Source organism: Nesterenkonia sp. K-15-9-6 (assembly GCF_052656005.1).
On record NZ_JBQYEY010000012.1, the window covers coordinates 54,272 to 70,545 of the forward strand.

Below are 16,274 nucleotides of genomic sequence, written 5' to 3' on the forward strand. Positions count from 1 at the left end.
CGTCCGACGAAGAACGGATCCCGTCACCGCCCCCTGCTGACCCCGCCTCCTCACCGAGGGTTCTGCCCCGCTTCCGCGGACAGATCATCCCCCGAACAGATCGGATGATCATCATGACGCTCCCGCCGCTGATGATCGCCGCCGTCGTCGTGCTGACGATCCGACACCCCGAGCGCACCGCCGAGCTCATCGACCGGATGCGCACCTTCGTCACCTCCGGGTTCACCTGGCACTTCGTGCTGTACTCACTGATCGCCGTCGGCGTCTGCGCCTGGCTGGCGATCAGCAGACACGGACGCATCCGTCTCGGCGGCCCCCAGGCACGCCCTGAACACAGTCGATTCGCCTGGTACTCGATGCTGTTCGGCTGCGGTCAGGGGATCGGCCTGATCTTCTGGGGGATCGCTCAGCCTCTCATGCTCCGCGTGGACGCACCTCTCATCTCAGGCTCCTCGCCGAGCGAAGGAGGCGTGGTGTGGACCTACTTCCACTGGGGAGTCACAGCATGGGCCATGTACTGCGTCGTAGCGGTCTGCCTCGCCTACTCCCACCACAATCTCGGCAAGACCCTGACATTCCGCGAAGCCACGGTCGACATCCTTCCGCACCGAGCCCGTCGTCCCGCGGGCGTGGTCGTGGAGCTGCTCGCCATCATCGCCACGGTGCTGGGCCTGGCGACCTCCTTCGGATTCGCCTCGATGCAGTTCTCGGCCGGCCTGCAGTCCTTCACGGGAGTGGAGAGCGGCCCGGGCATCTGGATGGGGGTCATTCTGACCCTGGCCGGGCTCACTGCGATCTCCGTGCTGCTCGGTGTCAACAAGGGCATGCGGCGCATCAGCGAGACCAATTCGGTCCTGAGCATCATGCTGATGGTCATCGTCTTCGTCTTCGGGCCCACCGTCTACACCCTGTCCAACCTCACCCAGACGTTCGGCTCCTTCATCACCCACTTCGTCCCGATGTCGTTCTGGACCGAAGCGGGCGAAGGCGGCGCGGCGCTGGACTCTTGGCAGGACACCTGGAACGGCTGGTGGACCGTCTTCATCTGGTGTTGGGTCATCGCCTTCTCGCCGTTCGTGGCGGGCTTCATCGCCCGCATCTCCCGCGGACGCACCATCCGCGAATTCGTCCTGGGCGTGACCCTCGTTCCGTCCCTGATCGTGATGATATGGGTCGGAATCATCGGATCAGCCGGTCTGCACTACGACGACACCACTGACCGGTCGATCTCGGAGGCCGTCGCCGAGGACTCTGCCGCCGGGCTCTTCCTCACCCTCGACATGATCCCGGTGCTCGGCACTGGGCTGCTCGTCATCGCCACGATCCTCGTGGCCACCTACTACGTGACGAGCCTCGACGCCGGCAGCTACGCCCTGGCAGAGTTCGTCTCCGCCCCGAAGAAGGCCGGACCCTGGTTCCGGGTGGTGCTGGTCGCGAGCATCGGCACCGTGGCCGTGGTCCTCCTCACCCTGGGCGGGACCCAGGTCGTCGACACCGTCCAGACGGGCACGATCATCGGCGCCTTCCCGTTCTCCTTCGTCATTCTGGTGATGATCGTCAACCTCATCCGCCGTCTCAGGTGCCGCACGGCGGCGGTCCGCAGGATGGAGAAGGAGATCAACGACCCGCGGCATCGCGCGGAGGACGACCATCTCGACCATGACGACCCCGGAGGAACCACGGAATCGTCACCCGTCGTCCAGCCGGCGCAAGGAGACCGACCATGACATCTGACCACCGAGCCGCCCAGGCAGAGCCGGCTGAGGTCCACCTGGCGATGATGGACGCCGTCAGCTGGAGACGCTGGGCGACGCAGCCCGGCTCGACGGTGCTGATCCCCGTCGGAGCTCTGGAGCAGCATGGCCCGCACCTCCCCTTGGGGACCGACGCGCTGCTGGCGGACAGGATCGCCGCCGGGGTCGCCGAAGGGACCGCCATGCGTGTCGCTCCCGCGCTCACCTACGGGTATAAGTCTCAGCAGCGCTCCGGCGGCGGGGACCATCTGCCCGGCACCACCAGCCTTGACGCCACGTCGCTGATCGCCATGACCCGGGACCTCGCCAGGTCCTTTCTGCAGCAAGGGGTGGCCCACGTCGTCCTGGTCAATGGACACTATGAGAACTACCAGTTCCTCTACGAGGGGGTCGACCTCGCGCTCCGGGACCTGGGCGCAGGCCGCCGCGAGGACCAGGCGGCGCTGCTGCTCTCGTACTGGGACTATGTCTCAGCCACCACGCTGGAGACTGTCTACCCCGACGGGTTCCCGGGCTGGGACGTCGAGCACGGCGGTGTCCTCGAGACCTCACTGATGCTCCACATCGACCCTTCGAAGGTGCGCCTGGACCTCGCTCCGGACCATCCGGCGGCGCAGCTCCCGCGCTTCGACCGTCTGCCAGTGGTGGAAGCGCGGACCCCGGCCAGCGGATGCCTCTCCTCCCCCAGCGGATCCGATGCGGCGAAAGGTCGGCTGCTCTTCGACCAGGTGGTGGAGGCCCTCCGCACCGACCTCGTCGAGGAGCTGGCACTTCCGGACAGCAGATGACCAGCGCACTGCTGCGGAGTCGCCGACTGACTCCTCACCGACGGCGCCGCCGCAGCACCGCCAGCGGCACCCTCCACCGGTGCCGCAGCGCCAGCAGGCGCAGTCCGAACACCAGCAGCGCGACGGCGACGGCGCTGATCGCGTGGAACAGGCCGGTCTCCAGCAGCAGCGCCGTCGCCCCCGCACCCAGGAACGCGGGGGCGGCGTAGACGCCCTGGGGGTTGAAGATCTGCGGCACCTCATTGGCGACGACGTCGCGCAGCGCCCCTCCGCCGACGGCGGTGGTGACGCCCAGCAGAACGACCGCCACCGGGTTCAGCCCCGCCTCATGGGCGATCGTCGCCCCCATGACGCAGAACAGGGACAGCCCGAGGGCGTCGAAGACCAGCAGCGTGCGCCGCAGTCGGTCCTCATGGATGAGTCGGATGAACACCGCCAGGACCGCGAGCACCACCGGCACCAGGTATTGCGGGGCCGCGAAGGCATTGGGGACCCCGATGTTCAGCACCAGATCCCGGATCACGCCGCCGCCAAGTCCGGCGAGGCTCGCCAGCAGCAGCGAACCCACCAGATCGAAGCCCTTGCGCACAGCCAGCAGCGCCCCGGAGACTGCGAAGGCGAAAGTGCCCACCAGCTCCAGGACGAGGACCACTGTGGTCATCGACATCGCGGCTTTCCTCCTCGGTCGTCGCTCGAACCCTCACCAAGTCCGCAACCACAAGCCTGCCACGCGGGAGTCTCCTCCGACGCAGCGGGCAGAGCAGCCGTCAGACCTGGAAGGGGATGACCGCCAGGTCATCTGGCACGAGGAACTCTCCCGAGTACCCTTCAGCCGCCACCCGCTCCCAGGCAATGGCACCGGAGCCGGGGACGAGGTGATGCAGCGCCAGACGCCGCGCCCCCGCCTCACGGGCCACGCGAACGGCATCGGCCACCGAGGTGTGGGACTTGTAGTGATGCGCCAAGGATGCACGCGACATCTCGTCGTCCTTGCCCCGGTACATCGACTCCATGAAGTCGAAATCGATGGCCTCGTGCAGTACCAGTCCGGCGTCCCGGCTCAGTCGAACCATATTCGGTGTGTACGTCGTGTCCCCCGAGACGCACACCGAGCCCTGGGCCGTGTCGAAGCGGAATGCGAAGGCCGGGGCGACAGGCGGATGCTGTACAAGGGTGGCCGTGACGACCACTGACTCGTCCCGGAAGATCTCGAAGCCGTTCGTCGCCGGCACCGGATTCTCATTGGGGTGGAACTCCAAGGAGCTGGGGATCTCGATGTCCTGCGCAGCAAAGATGTCGAGCGGCGACGGCCTGAGGGCATCGATGACCCGGTCGTTGAGGTCTGTCGCAGCGGCCTCCATCAGCCGCATGAACATCTCCGCAGTCCCTGGGGTGGGACTGTACGGAGCCACCGGACTGGGCGCGACGGCGGCCAGTGGAGACACCGGCGGCAGGGCGCCCCGGTCACCGGGACCTATGATCGGCACAGGTCGGCCGATCCTGTCCTGGAGCTCAAAGAGCCCGAACAGGGCCAGTGTGTTGAGGTCCACCGTGTGATCCGAGTGCAGGTGTGTGAGGAAGATGCCCTTGAGTCTGCTCATCTCGAGCCCTGCCCTCTCGATCTGGCGGCCGACACCGTGGCCGCAGTCCACCAGATAGAAGCCGTCGTCGACCACGATGGCCGTGGCAATGCCGGTGCGCGAAGAGTCCCGCCAGAACCGCGGCCCGCCGGCCGTGCCCAGTGTGATCACGTGGTGTCCACTCTGCTTCGTCAGTCCGCTCACGGGTCTCCGCTCCTCACTGTCCGCTTGGCGCCTGCTCACGCCCGTCTCGTGGATCCAGTCTGCTCGGGCTGCCCCATAGTGGAAAGCGAATTTAAGTCATGGCAGACTTCGACTCAGATTAAGTTCATGCTCAACTCGCCACGCCTCGAGGAGACACGATGCCGGAGATCACCCTTCGTCAACTGGAGTACTTCCTCGCCGTGGTTGACCACGGCTCGATCAGCGCCGCAGCCCGGCAGCTGCACATCAGCCAGGCGGCCATCTCTGTGGCGATCCGGCAGCTGGAGAAGGGCCTGGACGCAGAGCTGCTGAACCGAGCTCCGGCACGTCGCGCCCAACCCACACCTGCCGGCCAGGCCCTGCTGCCCCATGCCCGGCGGGCCGCCACAGCCATCTCTGATGCATCAGAGGCTGTCAGCAACGACCATTCCGAGATTCGCGGCACGCTGCGCGTCGTCAGTTCAATGACTGTGTCACCGCACGTGCTTCCTCGACTCGTGTCACATTTCGCTGCGGAGCATCCCGCGGTGGACGTGACCATCGCGGAGGCCACCGTTCCCGAGATCCATCAGATGCTGCGGAGCGGACAGGCCGACTTGGGGTTCGCCTATGCACGCCAGTCAGCAGAGGATCTCGACGAGACGCGGATCGGCACGAATCAGCATCACGTGATGCTCCCTGCGGAGCACCCGCTCGCCGATCGTCCCGGCATTCAGCTTCGCGAACTCATCCAGGAGCCCATGATCATGGTGGACATTCCGCCGAGCGTCGAACGCGTCACCCAGATCATCATGGACCTTGGGCTGCAGCCCCGCGTCCAGTGGTCGTCGTCGAACTTCGAGACGGTCCGGTCTCTCGTGGGGCACGGACTCGGCTGGGCGTTCGTGAATGTGACTCCTCAGACGGACATCACCTATGACGGCCTGAAGGTGTCCTACGTGCCGATCCTCGACGACATCCCAGCGAATCCCATCATCGCGCTCACCGCTCCCTCCGAAGAGCTGCCTGCCCGCGTGCGAGAGGCGCTGCGGCACCTTCAGGACCAGATGGTCTGACGTCAGGCGTCGTGTCGAGGATCGGTTCCCGGATGACGCGGCGTGTCACCCTCTTCAACTGGCTCGCCCTCTGACCCCGGGCGGGCTCCTGAGTCGGACTCGGCAACCACACCCTCCGCACGCTCGGCCTCCCGAAACTGGTCGATGGTGGGGCGCATGTTCTTCCGGCGGGAGTCCGCCACGGTCCAGATGATCACCGCGAGAAGCAGCGACATCAGCACCAGGGGGATCGGGCGGGTCAGGAAGATCATGAACGATCCGTCCGAGAGCACCATTGAACGCCGGAAATGCTCCTCCAGCAGCGGTCCCAGGATGAACCCCAGGACGAAGGGTCCCAGCCCGAAGTTGAAAGTGCGCAGCACGTAACCGACGATGCCGAAGATCACCGCAAGCAGCACGTCAAACATCGAGTTCCGGACCGAGTACACGCCGGCCACGGCGACCATCAGGATGATCGGAGCCATGATTCCGCCCGGGATGCGCAGGAGTCTCACAAAGAGGCCGATCAGCGGCAGGTTGAGGATCAGCAGCAGGATGTTGCCGACGTACATGGAGGCGATGACGCCCCAGAAGACGTCCGGGTGCTCATCGATGAGCTGTGGTCCTGGCGTGATGTTGTGCAGCAGCAACGCACCGAAGATCAGGGCGAGCACCGGATTCGGCGGCACGCCCAGGGTCAACAGCGGGAGGAAGGAGGAGTTCGAGGAGGAGTTGTCGGCGGTCTCCGTGGCAGCCAGGCCGTCCATGGCACCTTTGCCGAACTTCTCCGGATGGCGGGAGAACCGCCGCTCGGCCCCATAGGCCACCACCGCGGAGATCGTGCCCCCTCCTCCTGGGATGATGCCGATGAAGAATCCGATGATCGAGGACCGCAGGATCGCCATCCGGGTCATCAGCCAGTCCGCGCGCGTTGGGAGGACCCTACCGATCGCCGATCGGGCCAGACCGCCGTAGAAGCCCTGCTGTGCGTTGTACAGGATCTCGCCGATCCCGAACAGCCCCACTGCTACGGCGACGATGCTGACACCGGCCGTCAGCTCGAAACTGCCATAGGTCAGCCGTGGATCAGCCGTGGTGGGATCCAACCCGACAGTGGCGACGATCACCCCCAGCGCGGCCGAGACGATCGCCTTGACCTTCGACCCCGAGCCGAGGAACACGATCATGAGCAACCCCATCGCGGCCAGGACGAACATGTCGGGGCTTCCGACCGACTTGGCCACCCCGGCCAACGTCGGAGCAAGGAAGGACAACCCGATGATGGCCACCGTGCCCCCGAGGAACGAACCGATCGCCGTGATCCCCAGCGCAGGTCCGGCACGGCCTTGCTGAGCCAGCGGATATCCGTCGAACGTGGTCACCACCGCAGAGGCGTCACCCGGCAGACGCAGCAGGATAGCGGGGATCCGACCCCCGTACATGGATCCGTAGTAGATCCCGGCGAGCATCATCACGGCACCGGCGGGGTCGAGCGAGAAGGTCAGAGGGAGCAGCAGTGCGATGGTCGCCACCGGCCCGAGCCCCGGGATCAGGCCGATCAGTGTGCCCACCGTGACGCCGATGAGGACGAAGAGCAGATTCTCGGGCTGGAACGCCACGCTGAATCCGTGCCCCAGCCCCGCGAGGATGTCGGTCATGGGAAAAGTCGCTTCTCTCAGGTGGATCAGAACGGACGGAGGTTGACCCCGAGGGCCAGGGCGAAGAGCGCGTAGACGGCGGCGGGTGCGATCACAGCGATCAGGATCGACGTCCGCCACCTCATGCGTGCCACGAAGCGCGCCACGATCAACATCACGGGTGCCCCCGCCCCGATCAGGCCCAGCCAGTCATAGGCGGGGACGAAGAGCAGGAGCGGGCCGGCCACGAGGGCGACCCGGGTCAGCTCAGACCGATTCGGCGGATGGAACCGGTGCCGGGTGGCCAGCAGCAGCGGAATGGCCGCCACCACCAGCATCGCGTTGAGGAAGGGCCAGAGGCCCGGACCCGGCCTGGCGATGGAGCCAAGGCCCAGTTGGACCGCGGGGATGATGACGACGGCGGCCAGGGCAGCCAGAACCACCGGCGACCACCAGTCGACGGGTCCGGGTTCATCCAGCTGAGGAGTCCCCTCAAAGTCATCGAGGTGCTCGCGCAGGGGCTCCTGCTCCCGTGCGGGCTGAGAGTTCCGCATCGCCATCGGACTCACGGAACCTCAAGGCCCAGATCCTCGAACAGCGACCGGAACCGTTCCAGCTCAGTCGGCATGTACTCGCTGAACCAGGCTTCTCCCTCCACATCTGGGACCGCACCGCCGGACTGCTCCACGAACTCCACGAACTCGTCGGATTCGACGACAGCGGTCGACGCCGCGGCCAGCACGTCGTAGACCTCCTGGGGCGTATCGGCCGGCACCACGAGGGCCTGGGAACCGGCCGTCTGAAGCTCTTCGAACCCCAACTCGCCGAGTGTCGGGACCTCCTCATCGAGAGCGTCGGGGAGGTAGTCGGTGCTGATGGCCAGGATGCGAAGCTCCCCGGACCGGACTCGTGGCAGGGCGCTGGTGATGTCCTGGACGCCCCAGTCGACATCACCATTGACGAGCGCGGGCAAGGCAGGGGCGCCGCCTGGGAAGGTCGCCACCTCCGCGTCCAGGCCGTAACCCTGGACGATGCCCTCTCCGATCAGGTGAGTCTGGTGGCCCTCACCGAAGGCCGAGTACGTCATCCGGTCGTCGACGTCTTCAAGGTCCTCGAAACTCTCGATCGGCGAGTCATCGGGGACCACGATCACGAACGCGTTCTCAGCGACGGCTTCCACGGATCGGAAGTCCTCGATGCCGTAGGAGACGTCCTGCTGAAGCAGCACCGACGTGAAGGCACCGGTCGGGGCGAAGAGCAGCGTGTGACCGTCGGCGCCAGCATTCGCAGCCTCCGTCGCGGCGATGGCGCCGCCTCCGCCTTCCCGGTTGACCACCAGCACGTTCGCATCGAGCTCGGCCTCAAGCCCCTCGGCGAACTTGCGAGCAGTGGCGTCGTTGTGGCCCCCCGCCGCGAAGCCGACGAGAAGCTCCACGTTCTGGGAGGGGAAGTCAGAGCCGTCTCCGCCCTGCGGCCCGCAGGCCGTCACGACCAGCATGGTCAGAACCGCCCAGGGGGCGAAGAGTGCGCTGCGGGTCCTCATCTTGTCCTCCACGGGTCATCGGTGCAGAAGTGTGGTGCACTTCATAATGACAGTGGATGGGACATCACAAAACGATAAGTTGATTATGAATGACCCTATGGATCGTTATGTCTAGCAGCTCGGTCCCCGTCAAGTTCACCGCTAGACAGGCCGCCCCGCTCAGCTGCGGCGGGCCTGACGTTCGCGGTGCTGATCCCGGCTGGTCTGGGCGTGCTCGACCACCAGCCGCTCCAGCAGCTCCTCGTTCCGGGAGGCGAGCGCCTCGAACAGGCCGCGGTGCTCCTGGGTGACCACCAGCAGGTCATCATGCTGGCTGAGCATCCAGCGGACCCGGCTCTGGATGGTGCCCCACAGCTCTTGGAGGTGGGTGTTGTCAGCCAGTTCCACCACGGTGGAGTGGAAGGCGGCTGCGGCACGGTGGGCGGTGACGGCGTCGCCGGCCTGGGCCGCGGCCTCCCCGTTGACCAGGACACGCTCGAGGCGCGCCAGTCCCGCATCGTCGTGGCGCCGGGCGGCCGAGGTGAAGGCCAGCGTGTCCAGGGAGGTGCGCACCTCCTCGAGCTCGCGCACATCACGTTCCGTGAACTCACGCACGATGGCCCAGGTCCGGGGCCGGGGCGTGATGAGACCCTCGGCGGCCAGCAGGCGCAGACCCTCGCGGACGGGCACCCGGCTCACGCCGAGCTCGGCGGCCAGCTCACGCTCGACGAGCCTGCTGCCGGGCGGGCGCTCACCGTCGATGATCTGCTCGCGCAGCCGGGTGGCCACGCGCGTCGTCTCGGACTCTCTGTTCTCTGGCTCGGCCATAGGTCTCATTGTTCCACTCCGCGTCTGCTGGGCCCGCCTCGGGAATGCTCGTCTCCGCGCTGCCCGTCTCCGCATCGGCCGCCTCCTGCGACTCGCCCGGCGGCGGCCCGTCGGGCGCCACCTCATCATCCAGAGACTCGGGCGAGGAGGCCCACCAGGCGACGACGGCCATCGCCAGGGCCAGCACGATGAGCCCCACCAGCGGCACGGTCCAGGTGCCGGTGCGCTCCAGGACCACGCCGATGGCCAGAGGGCCGAGGGCGGCGAAGACGTAGCCGCCGGACTGGATGAAGCCGGAGGCCCGCGCGGTGACCTCCGGATCCCGGGTGCGGGCGGTGATCAGCGCCAGCGCCGAGGGGAAGGAGAACCCGCCGATGGCCAGGCAGATCGCCCACAGCCATGGGGTGGTGGTGGGGGCGACCAGCAGACCGGTGTAGCCGACGGCGGAGATCAGGCCGTAGCCGATGAGCACGCTGCGCACATGCCAGCGGCGCACCACGATCTGGGGGGCGATGAAGCCGCCCGGGATGCCTCCGGCGACGATGATCGCGACCATGGCGCCGGCGGCGACAGGGTCCAGGCCGGCGTCGCGGTAGATCCGGGCCAGCCAGCCGAAGTGCGTATAGGCGTGGAGGGACTGCAGCCCGAAGTAGAGCAGCAGGATCCAGGCCCCGGACGACGCGGTGATGCGGCCGACCGCCCCGGAGGCGCCGCGGTTCTGGGTGGAGGCGGCCGGGACGCCGCCCAGGCGCCGCAGGGCGGCCCAGGCGATGAGGGCGACCAGCGGCAGTCCGGCCCACACCCCCAGACCCAAGCGCCACCCGCCGACGTGCTCGGCCAGGGGTGCGGTGAGCAGGGCTGGGACGGAGGCGCCGAGCCCCAGTCCCACCATGAAGACGGTCACCGAGACGGCCTGGCGTTCAGGGAAACGCGCTTTGGCGAAGACGGGCAGCACCACGTTGCCCATCGCCATGCCGGCGAGTGAGAGCGTGGTGAACGCCGCGAAGCCCCACCAGCTGTCCACCAGCACCCGCAAGCCCAGCCCGGTGCCGATGGCCGCCGCACAGATGGCCAGGGACCAGAACAGACCCAGCCGACGCAGCAGCAGGAAGGAGATCGCCCCGAAGACCACGAAGGCGGCTCCGGGCAGCGCGGTGAGCAGTCCGGACTGCCACCCCTGCAGCGCGAAGGCAGCTTCGACCTCGGCCAGCACGGGGCCCAGCGACGTCGCGGCGGGACGCAGGCACACGGCCAGCAGCGCCAGGGCCAGGACGGCCAGGGCCGTCGCGCCCCGTCCGGGTTGCGCGTCAGTTCTCATGCCCGCCTCCTGATCCTGTCACCTCAATATCGTGCCACTCCTGTTTGGTATACCATAATACGTGGACGTGATTTCTCCCACTCCCTCGGCAGGTCGCCCGAGACTGACCCTGTCAGCTCCACCGACGCCGTCGACGCCCGACATCACCGACCATCCAGGAGACAGCGGATGACCACCCGATTCACCGACGTCAGACTCTTCCCTCGCACCCCCGACGAACCTGCCGTCGACCTCACGGTCCAGGACGGCCGCATCGCGGAGATCATCCCGGCCGGGACCACTCCCGCCCCCGACGGCGCGGAGATCGTCGACGGCGGCGGCCGCGTCCTGCTTCCAGCCCTGGGCGACGTCCACTCCCACCTGGACTCGAACCGCCTCGGGCAGACCTTCCTGCCCCACACCGCAGACGGCACGCTGCACGGCTACATCATGAACGACCGTCGCAAATGGCGCGACGGCGAGCGCAGCGTGGCCGACCAGGCCTCCTACGCGCTGGCGCAGATCATCGCCTCCGGCGGAGTGCGGATCCGCTCCCACGCCCAGGTGGACTCCGACTGCGGCCTGGAGCGGTTCCACGGCGTGCAGGAGGGGCTCTCCCGGTACACCGACATCATCGACCACCAGATCGTGGCCTTCCCCCAGGCCGGCATCCAGCGGGAGGCCGGCGTCGTCGACCTGCTCGACCAGGCGCTGGCCGAGGGCGCGGACTTGGTGGGCGGCCTGGACCCCGTCCTCTATGACCGCGACCCGGTCTCCCACCTGAACGTGGTGTTCGGGCTGTGCGAGAAGCACGGTGCGGGCGCCGACATCCACCTGCACGAGTCCGGCACCGCCGGCATCTTCTCGATGGAGGAGATCGCCCACCGCACCCGGGAGCTGGGCCTGCAGGGCAAGGTGACGATCTCCCACGCCTTCGCCCTGCACACCAATCCGGAGAAGGAGGTGGCACGCGTGGTGGAGCAGCTCGCCGAGGCCGGCGTCTCGCTGACCACGGTGGCCCCCTCCATCGGCTCCCTGCCTCAGGGCATGCTGCGTGAGCACGGGGTCGCGCTCGGCCTGGGCGAGGACGGGCAGCGTGACCACTGGAGCCCCTACGGTGACGGCGACCTGCTGCGCCGGACCTGGCAGCTGGCCTTCACCAACGGGTTCCGCCGCGACGCCGACGTCGAGGCCTGCGTGGACATCGCCTCCCGCGGCGGGGCGATGGTGATGGCCGGAGCCCGCCCCGAGGGCGTGAATCTGCTCGACGACGCCGAGTTCGGCCTCGCCGCGGGCGCCCCGGCGAACTTCATCCTCCTGGAGGCCGACACCGTCACCGCGGCGGTGATGGACTGCCCGTCCGCACGAGACGTCTATTCCGCCGGCCGGCTGGTGGCCTCCGGCGGCGAGCTGATCGGAGGTGTCCGCTGATGATCACCCGCATCCGCGCTCGGTTCGTCATCGGTTACGCCGACGGCGACCACTGCCTGATCCCCGACGGCGAGCTCGTCCACGACGACGCCGAGGTCCTCTTCGTCGGCCGCGACTGGCCGGGCACCCCCGACCGGGAGATCGACGCCGGCCACGCCATCGTCTCCCCCGGCTTCATCGACCTCAACGCGCTGGCCGACATCGACCACGCCCTGTTCGACTGTTGGCCCGACGCCTCCCGGCTGCTCGGCCTGGCCTGGTCCGAGGAGTACCTGCACGATCACGGTCCGCGCTTCACCCGAGACCAGGAGAAGTTCCGGCGCGAGTTCGCGATCAGCCAGCTGATCCGCAACGGCATCACCACGATGATGCCGATCGCGGCCGAGACCTACAAGGAATGGTGCGAGGACTACCAGGACATGGCCGACACCGCTGAGGCGGTGGAGGCGCTGGGCATCCGCGCCTACCTGGGGCCCAGCTACCGGACCCATGTGCCCTACACCGACGGCACGCAGATGCTGCTGCACCGGGACGAGCGGAAGGGCCTGGCAGGCCTGGAGGACGCCGTGCGGTTCGTCCAGGACTACGACGGCGCCGCGGACGGGCTGATCCGCGGGGCGCTGCTGCCGGCACGGATCGAGACGCAGACCGAGCAGACGCTGCGGCTGACCCGTCAGGCCGCCGACGATCTGGACGTGCCGATCCGCCTGCACGCCGCCCAGGGAGTGCCCGAGAACCGGGAGATGATCGCCCGGACCGGGCGCCGTTCGCTGCCGCATCTGGCCGAGATCGGGTTCCTCGGTGAGCGGACGTTCATTCCGCACGCCTGGACTATGCCGGGGCATCTGCACATGCCTGCCGAGATCAGCGGCCCGCAGCACGGTCTCGGAGGAGACAGCATCGATGACCTGGCATTGTTGGCCGAGTCTGGAACCTCAGTGATCTTCTGCCCGATCCCCAGCGGCCACTACGGCTCCGCGATGGACAGCTACCAGTCCTACCGGGACCGCGGAGTGCGGGTGGTGATCGGCACCGACTCCGCCCCGCCGAACATGATCCGCGCCCTGGATCTGGCGATGACCATGACCAAGACCCTGACCGGTCGGGGCCCGGCCGCCCAACCGCATGACCTGTTCCGCTCGGCCACCCTGGACCCGGCCCGCGCCCTGGGCAGGGAGGATCTCGGGCGGCTCGCGCCGGGCACGCAGGCGGACTACTTCGTGATGGATCTGACCGGCACCCATGTGGGCCCTCATGCGGATCCGGTGCGCACCCTGGTGATGAACGGCGACGGCCGGGACATCACCCGCGTGGTGGTGGCCGGACGGACCATCGTCGAGGACGGGGCGATCCTCACCGTCGACGACGGCGACTACCTCCCGCGCGCCCAGGAGTTCCTGGACGAGTACATCGCCTCCCACACGATCAGCGACCATGCCGGACGGAGCCTGGAGGAGCTGCAGCCGCCGAGCTTCCCGATCCGCTGAACGCCGCGCCTGACAGCGCGTGCCCTCTGACTCGCCACGACGTCTGAGAGGGCGCTGCTCCGCTGACCAGTGCCGCTGACCAGTGCCGGTGACCAGTGCCGGTGAGTCGGCACCCCTGATCGGCGCCGTCGACAGGCGCCGCCCTGCGGGCCGGCCCGGGAGTCTCCCCCTGCTCTCGGGTCGGCCCGTTCTTCTCGCCGCGCCGCCTCTCCTGTTGAGTGACAGAACCTTCTCACTCTGTGAAACGCCTCACAGCAGCTATTGACGTACGTCACACCGCTCCCTATGGTTTTGGTATACCAATTCACGCGGGAGGCTTGAATGCAGACCACCGGACAGACTGCGGCGGAGTCGGAACCGATCGCCGTCGAATCACCGCTCCAGCGGCATACACGCCGCTCCTGGATGTGGGCCATGGGACTCGGCGTCGGCGTCTCCGCGGCCGCCGTCCTCATCGGCACCTATGAGCTCACCATCGGCCTCGCCGCCATCGTGCTGTTCCCGCTGCTGTGGGCAGTGCTGATCGGCGCGGTCGTGGGACTCCAACCCTGGCGCCCCGTCACCGGGCCCACGCGAGCCGTCAGCGAACTGCTGATCCGCGTCGGCATCGTCGTCTTCCTCGCCCTGCTGGGCACCGGCATCGGCCCCTCCCTGCCGGACCTCGTGGACATCGGACCCGCCATCGCCCTGCAGGAGCTGGGCAACGCCTTCGGCACCGTCATCATCGGCATTCCGGTGGCCGTGGCCATGGGACTGGGGAGGGTGGCCATCGGCGCGACCTGGTCGGCCAACCGCGAGTCCTACCTGGCCTACGCGATCGACAAATGGGGCGTCCGGGCGCCGGAGTACCAGGGCGTGTTCGGCGTCTGGCTGCTCGGCACCGTCTTCGGCGCGGCCTTCATCTCTCTGATCGCCGGCGTCACCGGCGGCCTGGAGATCTTCGACCCGCGCGCCCTCGCCCTGGCCTGCGGCCTCGGCTCCGCGTCCATGATGCTCGGCGGCGCCGGCTCACTGACCGTGCTCTACCCCGAGATGGCCGGCGAGATCATGGCGCTGGCCGCGATCTCCAACCTGGTCACCAATATCGTGGGCTTCTACATGGGCGTCTACGTGGTGCTGCCCTTCGCCCGCTGGTTCTACCGAGTCTGGGTGAAGATCCTCGGCAAACAGGAGGCGGATGCGCGCAGCATCGCCGCCGAGCCTGTCCCCGCCCCAGAGGAGGGCCCCGCGCGGGCCAAGAAGCCGCAGGACCCGCCGCCTCCGAAGACCGTCGCCGCCTGGGTGGCCGCCTTCATCTTCACGGGCGTCGCCGCGCTGCTGATCAACTGGCAGGGCACCGGCGAGCTGAACCTGACCGGCATCATCGGCATCACCATGGTCACCGGGCTCTCCGTGCTGGCCTTCCTCCTGGCCCGCTACACCCGGGGCGTGCCGGCGAGCATCTGGGTACTCGGCATGGCGACCCTGGCCTCGGCGCCGTTCTTCCCCGGCTCCGAGTTCCTGGTGGCCATGACCCAGGACCTCAACGTGCTGCTGGTCGGCCTTCCGCAGATCGCACTGCTCGGGCTGAGCCTCGGCCGCGACATCGAGGGCCTGAAGAGGATGAGCTGGAAGGTCGTGCTCATCGGGTTCCTCACCTTGGGATCTGCGTATCTGGCGGCAGCCGTCGTCGCGCAGTTCGCCCTTCCAGCCGGCTGACCGGCGCAGGCGCACGACGCGCCACGACGCATCGATCGGTCGATCCGACGGGATCTGAGCCTCACAGGCCCGGTGATCTCGTCGGATCGACCGATCGATGTGCCTCAGCCGCACCCGAGGAGGGTCGGCGATATGGGTGAGTCGGTGACGCGGGGTGAGTCAGCGACTCAGAGGTGGGTCTCCACGTCGGCATCCTCGCGGAGCTCGTCCACGTGGGCCTGGGCGGCCTCACCCTGCTTCTGGCTGGTCAGCTGGTCCTCGAGCTCGTCCTTGACGTCCTCGAACTCCGGGGTCTCGGGGGCCTCGCCCTCGGCACCCTCCTCAGCGCCCTCCTCGGGCGGGGCCTGCTGACCCACGGACTGGTCGTAGTAGTCCCGAAGCTCCTCCTCGGAGGGCTCCTCGACGTCGATGTCCTCGATCACCTGATCGATGAGCACCTGGTTCTGGGCGTCCTCGCGGAGCTGCTCCTCGTCCATGCCCTGCTCCTCGTAGGCGGCGATGAGGTCGTCCACCGACTCCATGCCGGACTGCTCCGCGGTGTCTTCCAGCAACGACTCGACGTCGTCCTCGCTGGCCTCGTAGCCGGCGTCCTCCGCGTCCTGGATGAGCAGCTCGTTGCCGATCATGGACTCCAGGGACTGCTCCTTGATGGCGTCCTCGTCCGGCTCTTCACCGCTCATCTGGGACTGCATGACGGCCTGCTGGAACTGGCTCTCGTAGAAGGCCGCGAAGTCCTCCCCGGAGATCTCCTCCCCGTTGACCTCGGCGACCACGTCGGGGATGTCCGAGGTGTCCGGCTCGGGCATCTCGCCCTCAGCACCGGCCTCACCCTCGGCACCCTGCTCTTCAGCGCCCTGTTCGGCACCCTGCTCTTCGGCGCCCTGCTCCGCCTCGGCGGTGGTGTCCGCGTCGGCCCCCTCCTCGGGGGCATCGCCACAGGCCGCGACTGCAAAGAGCACGCCGGCCAGGGCACAGCTTGTCAACAGCTTCTTGGACATGACAAGCACCTCCTGA

At 67.8% G+C, this 16,274-nt stretch carries 14 protein-coding genes; 6 read left to right on the forward strand and 8 right to left on the reverse strand.

The window, feature by feature from the left end; translation table 11 throughout:
* Window positions 1-113: 113 nt before the first annotated feature.
* On the forward strand, window positions 114-1,727 hold the full coding sequence (locus tag SD455_RS09155; protein ID WP_139827620.1) for a BCCT family transporter: 1,614 nt from the start codon (window positions 114-116) through the stop codon (window positions 1,725-1,727).
* The gene (locus tag SD455_RS09160) at window positions 1,724-2,542 is read left to right on the forward strand and encodes a creatininase (protein ID WP_083277653.1); all 819 of its coding nucleotides are present in this window, start codon (window positions 1,724-1,726) and stop codon (window positions 2,540-2,542) included. Before SD455_RS09155 ends, SD455_RS09160 begins: the two co-directional genes overlap by 4 nt.
* A gap of 34 nt (window positions 2,543-2,576) precedes the next feature.
* Here the strand turns inward: SD455_RS09160 and SD455_RS09165 are convergent, their stop codons facing one another.
* Complete coding sequence (locus SD455_RS09165; RefSeq protein WP_445507889.1) at window positions 2,577-3,209, reverse strand: trimeric intracellular cation channel family protein; 633 nt, start codon at window positions 3,207-3,209, stop codon at window positions 2,577-2,579.
* A gap of 100 nt (window positions 3,210-3,309) precedes the next feature.
* On the reverse strand, window positions 3,310-4,326 hold the full coding sequence (locus SD455_RS09170; RefSeq protein WP_237089969.1) for an MBL fold metallo-hydrolase: 1,017 nt from the start codon (window positions 4,324-4,326) through the stop codon (window positions 3,310-3,312).
* 158 nt (window positions 4,327-4,484) lie between these two features.
* Here SD455_RS09170 and SD455_RS09175 point away from each other — a divergent pair, with 158 nt between their 5' ends.
* Window positions 4,485-5,381 carry a LysR family transcriptional regulator gene (locus SD455_RS09175; protein WP_070161325.1) on the forward strand — a complete coding sequence of 299 codons (897 nt, stop codon included), beginning with the start codon at window positions 4,485-4,487 and terminating at the stop codon, window positions 5,379-5,381.
* A 2-nt stretch (window positions 5,382-5,383) separates the two neighbouring features.
* Here SD455_RS09175 and SD455_RS09180 read toward each other — a convergent pair whose 3' ends face one another.
* From SD455_RS09180 to SD455_RS09200, 5 genes are all read right to left on the reverse strand, one after another.
* Window positions 5,384-7,018, reverse strand: a complete 1,635-nt coding sequence (locus tag SD455_RS09180) for a tripartite tricarboxylate transporter permease (protein WP_445507890.1) — start codon at window positions 7,016-7,018, stop codon at window positions 5,384-5,386.
* Between the two features lie 26 nt (window positions 7,019-7,044).
* Window positions 7,045-7,557: a tripartite tricarboxylate transporter TctB family protein gene (locus tag SD455_RS09185; protein ID WP_070161331.1), complete on the reverse strand. Its 513-nt coding sequence runs from the start codon at window positions 7,555-7,557 to the stop codon at window positions 7,045-7,047.
* A gap of 5 nt (window positions 7,558-7,562) precedes the next feature.
* On the reverse strand, window positions 7,563-8,540 hold the full coding sequence (locus SD455_RS09190) for a tripartite tricarboxylate transporter substrate binding protein (protein WP_139827621.1): 978 nt from the start codon (window positions 8,538-8,540) through the stop codon (window positions 7,563-7,565).
* A 159-nt stretch (window positions 8,541-8,699) separates the two neighbouring features.
* The gene (locus tag SD455_RS09195) at window positions 8,700-9,347 is read right to left on the reverse strand and encodes a GntR family transcriptional regulator (RefSeq protein ID WP_070161336.1); all 648 of its coding nucleotides are present in this window, start codon (window positions 9,345-9,347) and stop codon (window positions 8,700-8,702) included.
* Window positions 9,271-10,665, reverse strand: coding sequence for an MFS transporter (locus tag SD455_RS09200; RefSeq protein ID WP_445507891.1), 1,395 nt, complete (start codon window positions 10,663-10,665; stop codon window positions 9,271-9,273). Before SD455_RS09200 ends, SD455_RS09195 begins: the two co-directional genes overlap by 77 nt.
* 168 nt (window positions 10,666-10,833) lie before the next feature.
* On the opposite strand from SD455_RS09200, the gene SD455_RS09205 reads away from it, so the two are divergent.
* The 3 genes from SD455_RS09205 to SD455_RS09215 all read left to right on the forward strand — a co-directional run bounded on the left by SD455_RS09205 (window position 10,834) and on the right by SD455_RS09215 (window position 15,260).
* Window positions 10,834-12,075 carry an amidohydrolase family protein gene (locus tag SD455_RS09205; protein ID WP_445507892.1) on the forward strand — a complete coding sequence of 414 codons (1,242 nt, stop codon included), beginning with the start codon at window positions 10,834-10,836 and terminating at the stop codon, window positions 12,073-12,075.
* Window positions 12,075-13,562 (forward strand): chlorohydrolase family protein, encoded by a 1,488-nt coding sequence (locus tag SD455_RS09210; RefSeq protein ID WP_445507893.1) that lies wholly within the window; start codon window positions 12,075-12,077, stop codon window positions 13,560-13,562. Before SD455_RS09205 ends, SD455_RS09210 begins: the two co-directional genes overlap by 1 nt.
* A 321-nt stretch (window positions 13,563-13,883) precedes the next feature.
* Complete coding sequence (locus SD455_RS09215; protein ID WP_445507894.1) at window positions 13,884-15,260, forward strand: DUF3100 domain-containing protein; 1,377 nt, start codon at window positions 13,884-13,886, stop codon at window positions 15,258-15,260.
* 167 nt (window positions 15,261-15,427) lie between these two features.
* Here SD455_RS09215 and SD455_RS09220 read toward each other — a convergent pair whose 3' ends face one another.
* Window positions 15,428-16,258, reverse strand: coding sequence for a SurA N-terminal domain-containing protein (locus tag SD455_RS09220; RefSeq protein WP_445507895.1), 831 nt, complete (start codon window positions 16,256-16,258; stop codon window positions 15,428-15,430).
* Window positions 16,259-16,274 lie beyond the last annotated feature (16 nt).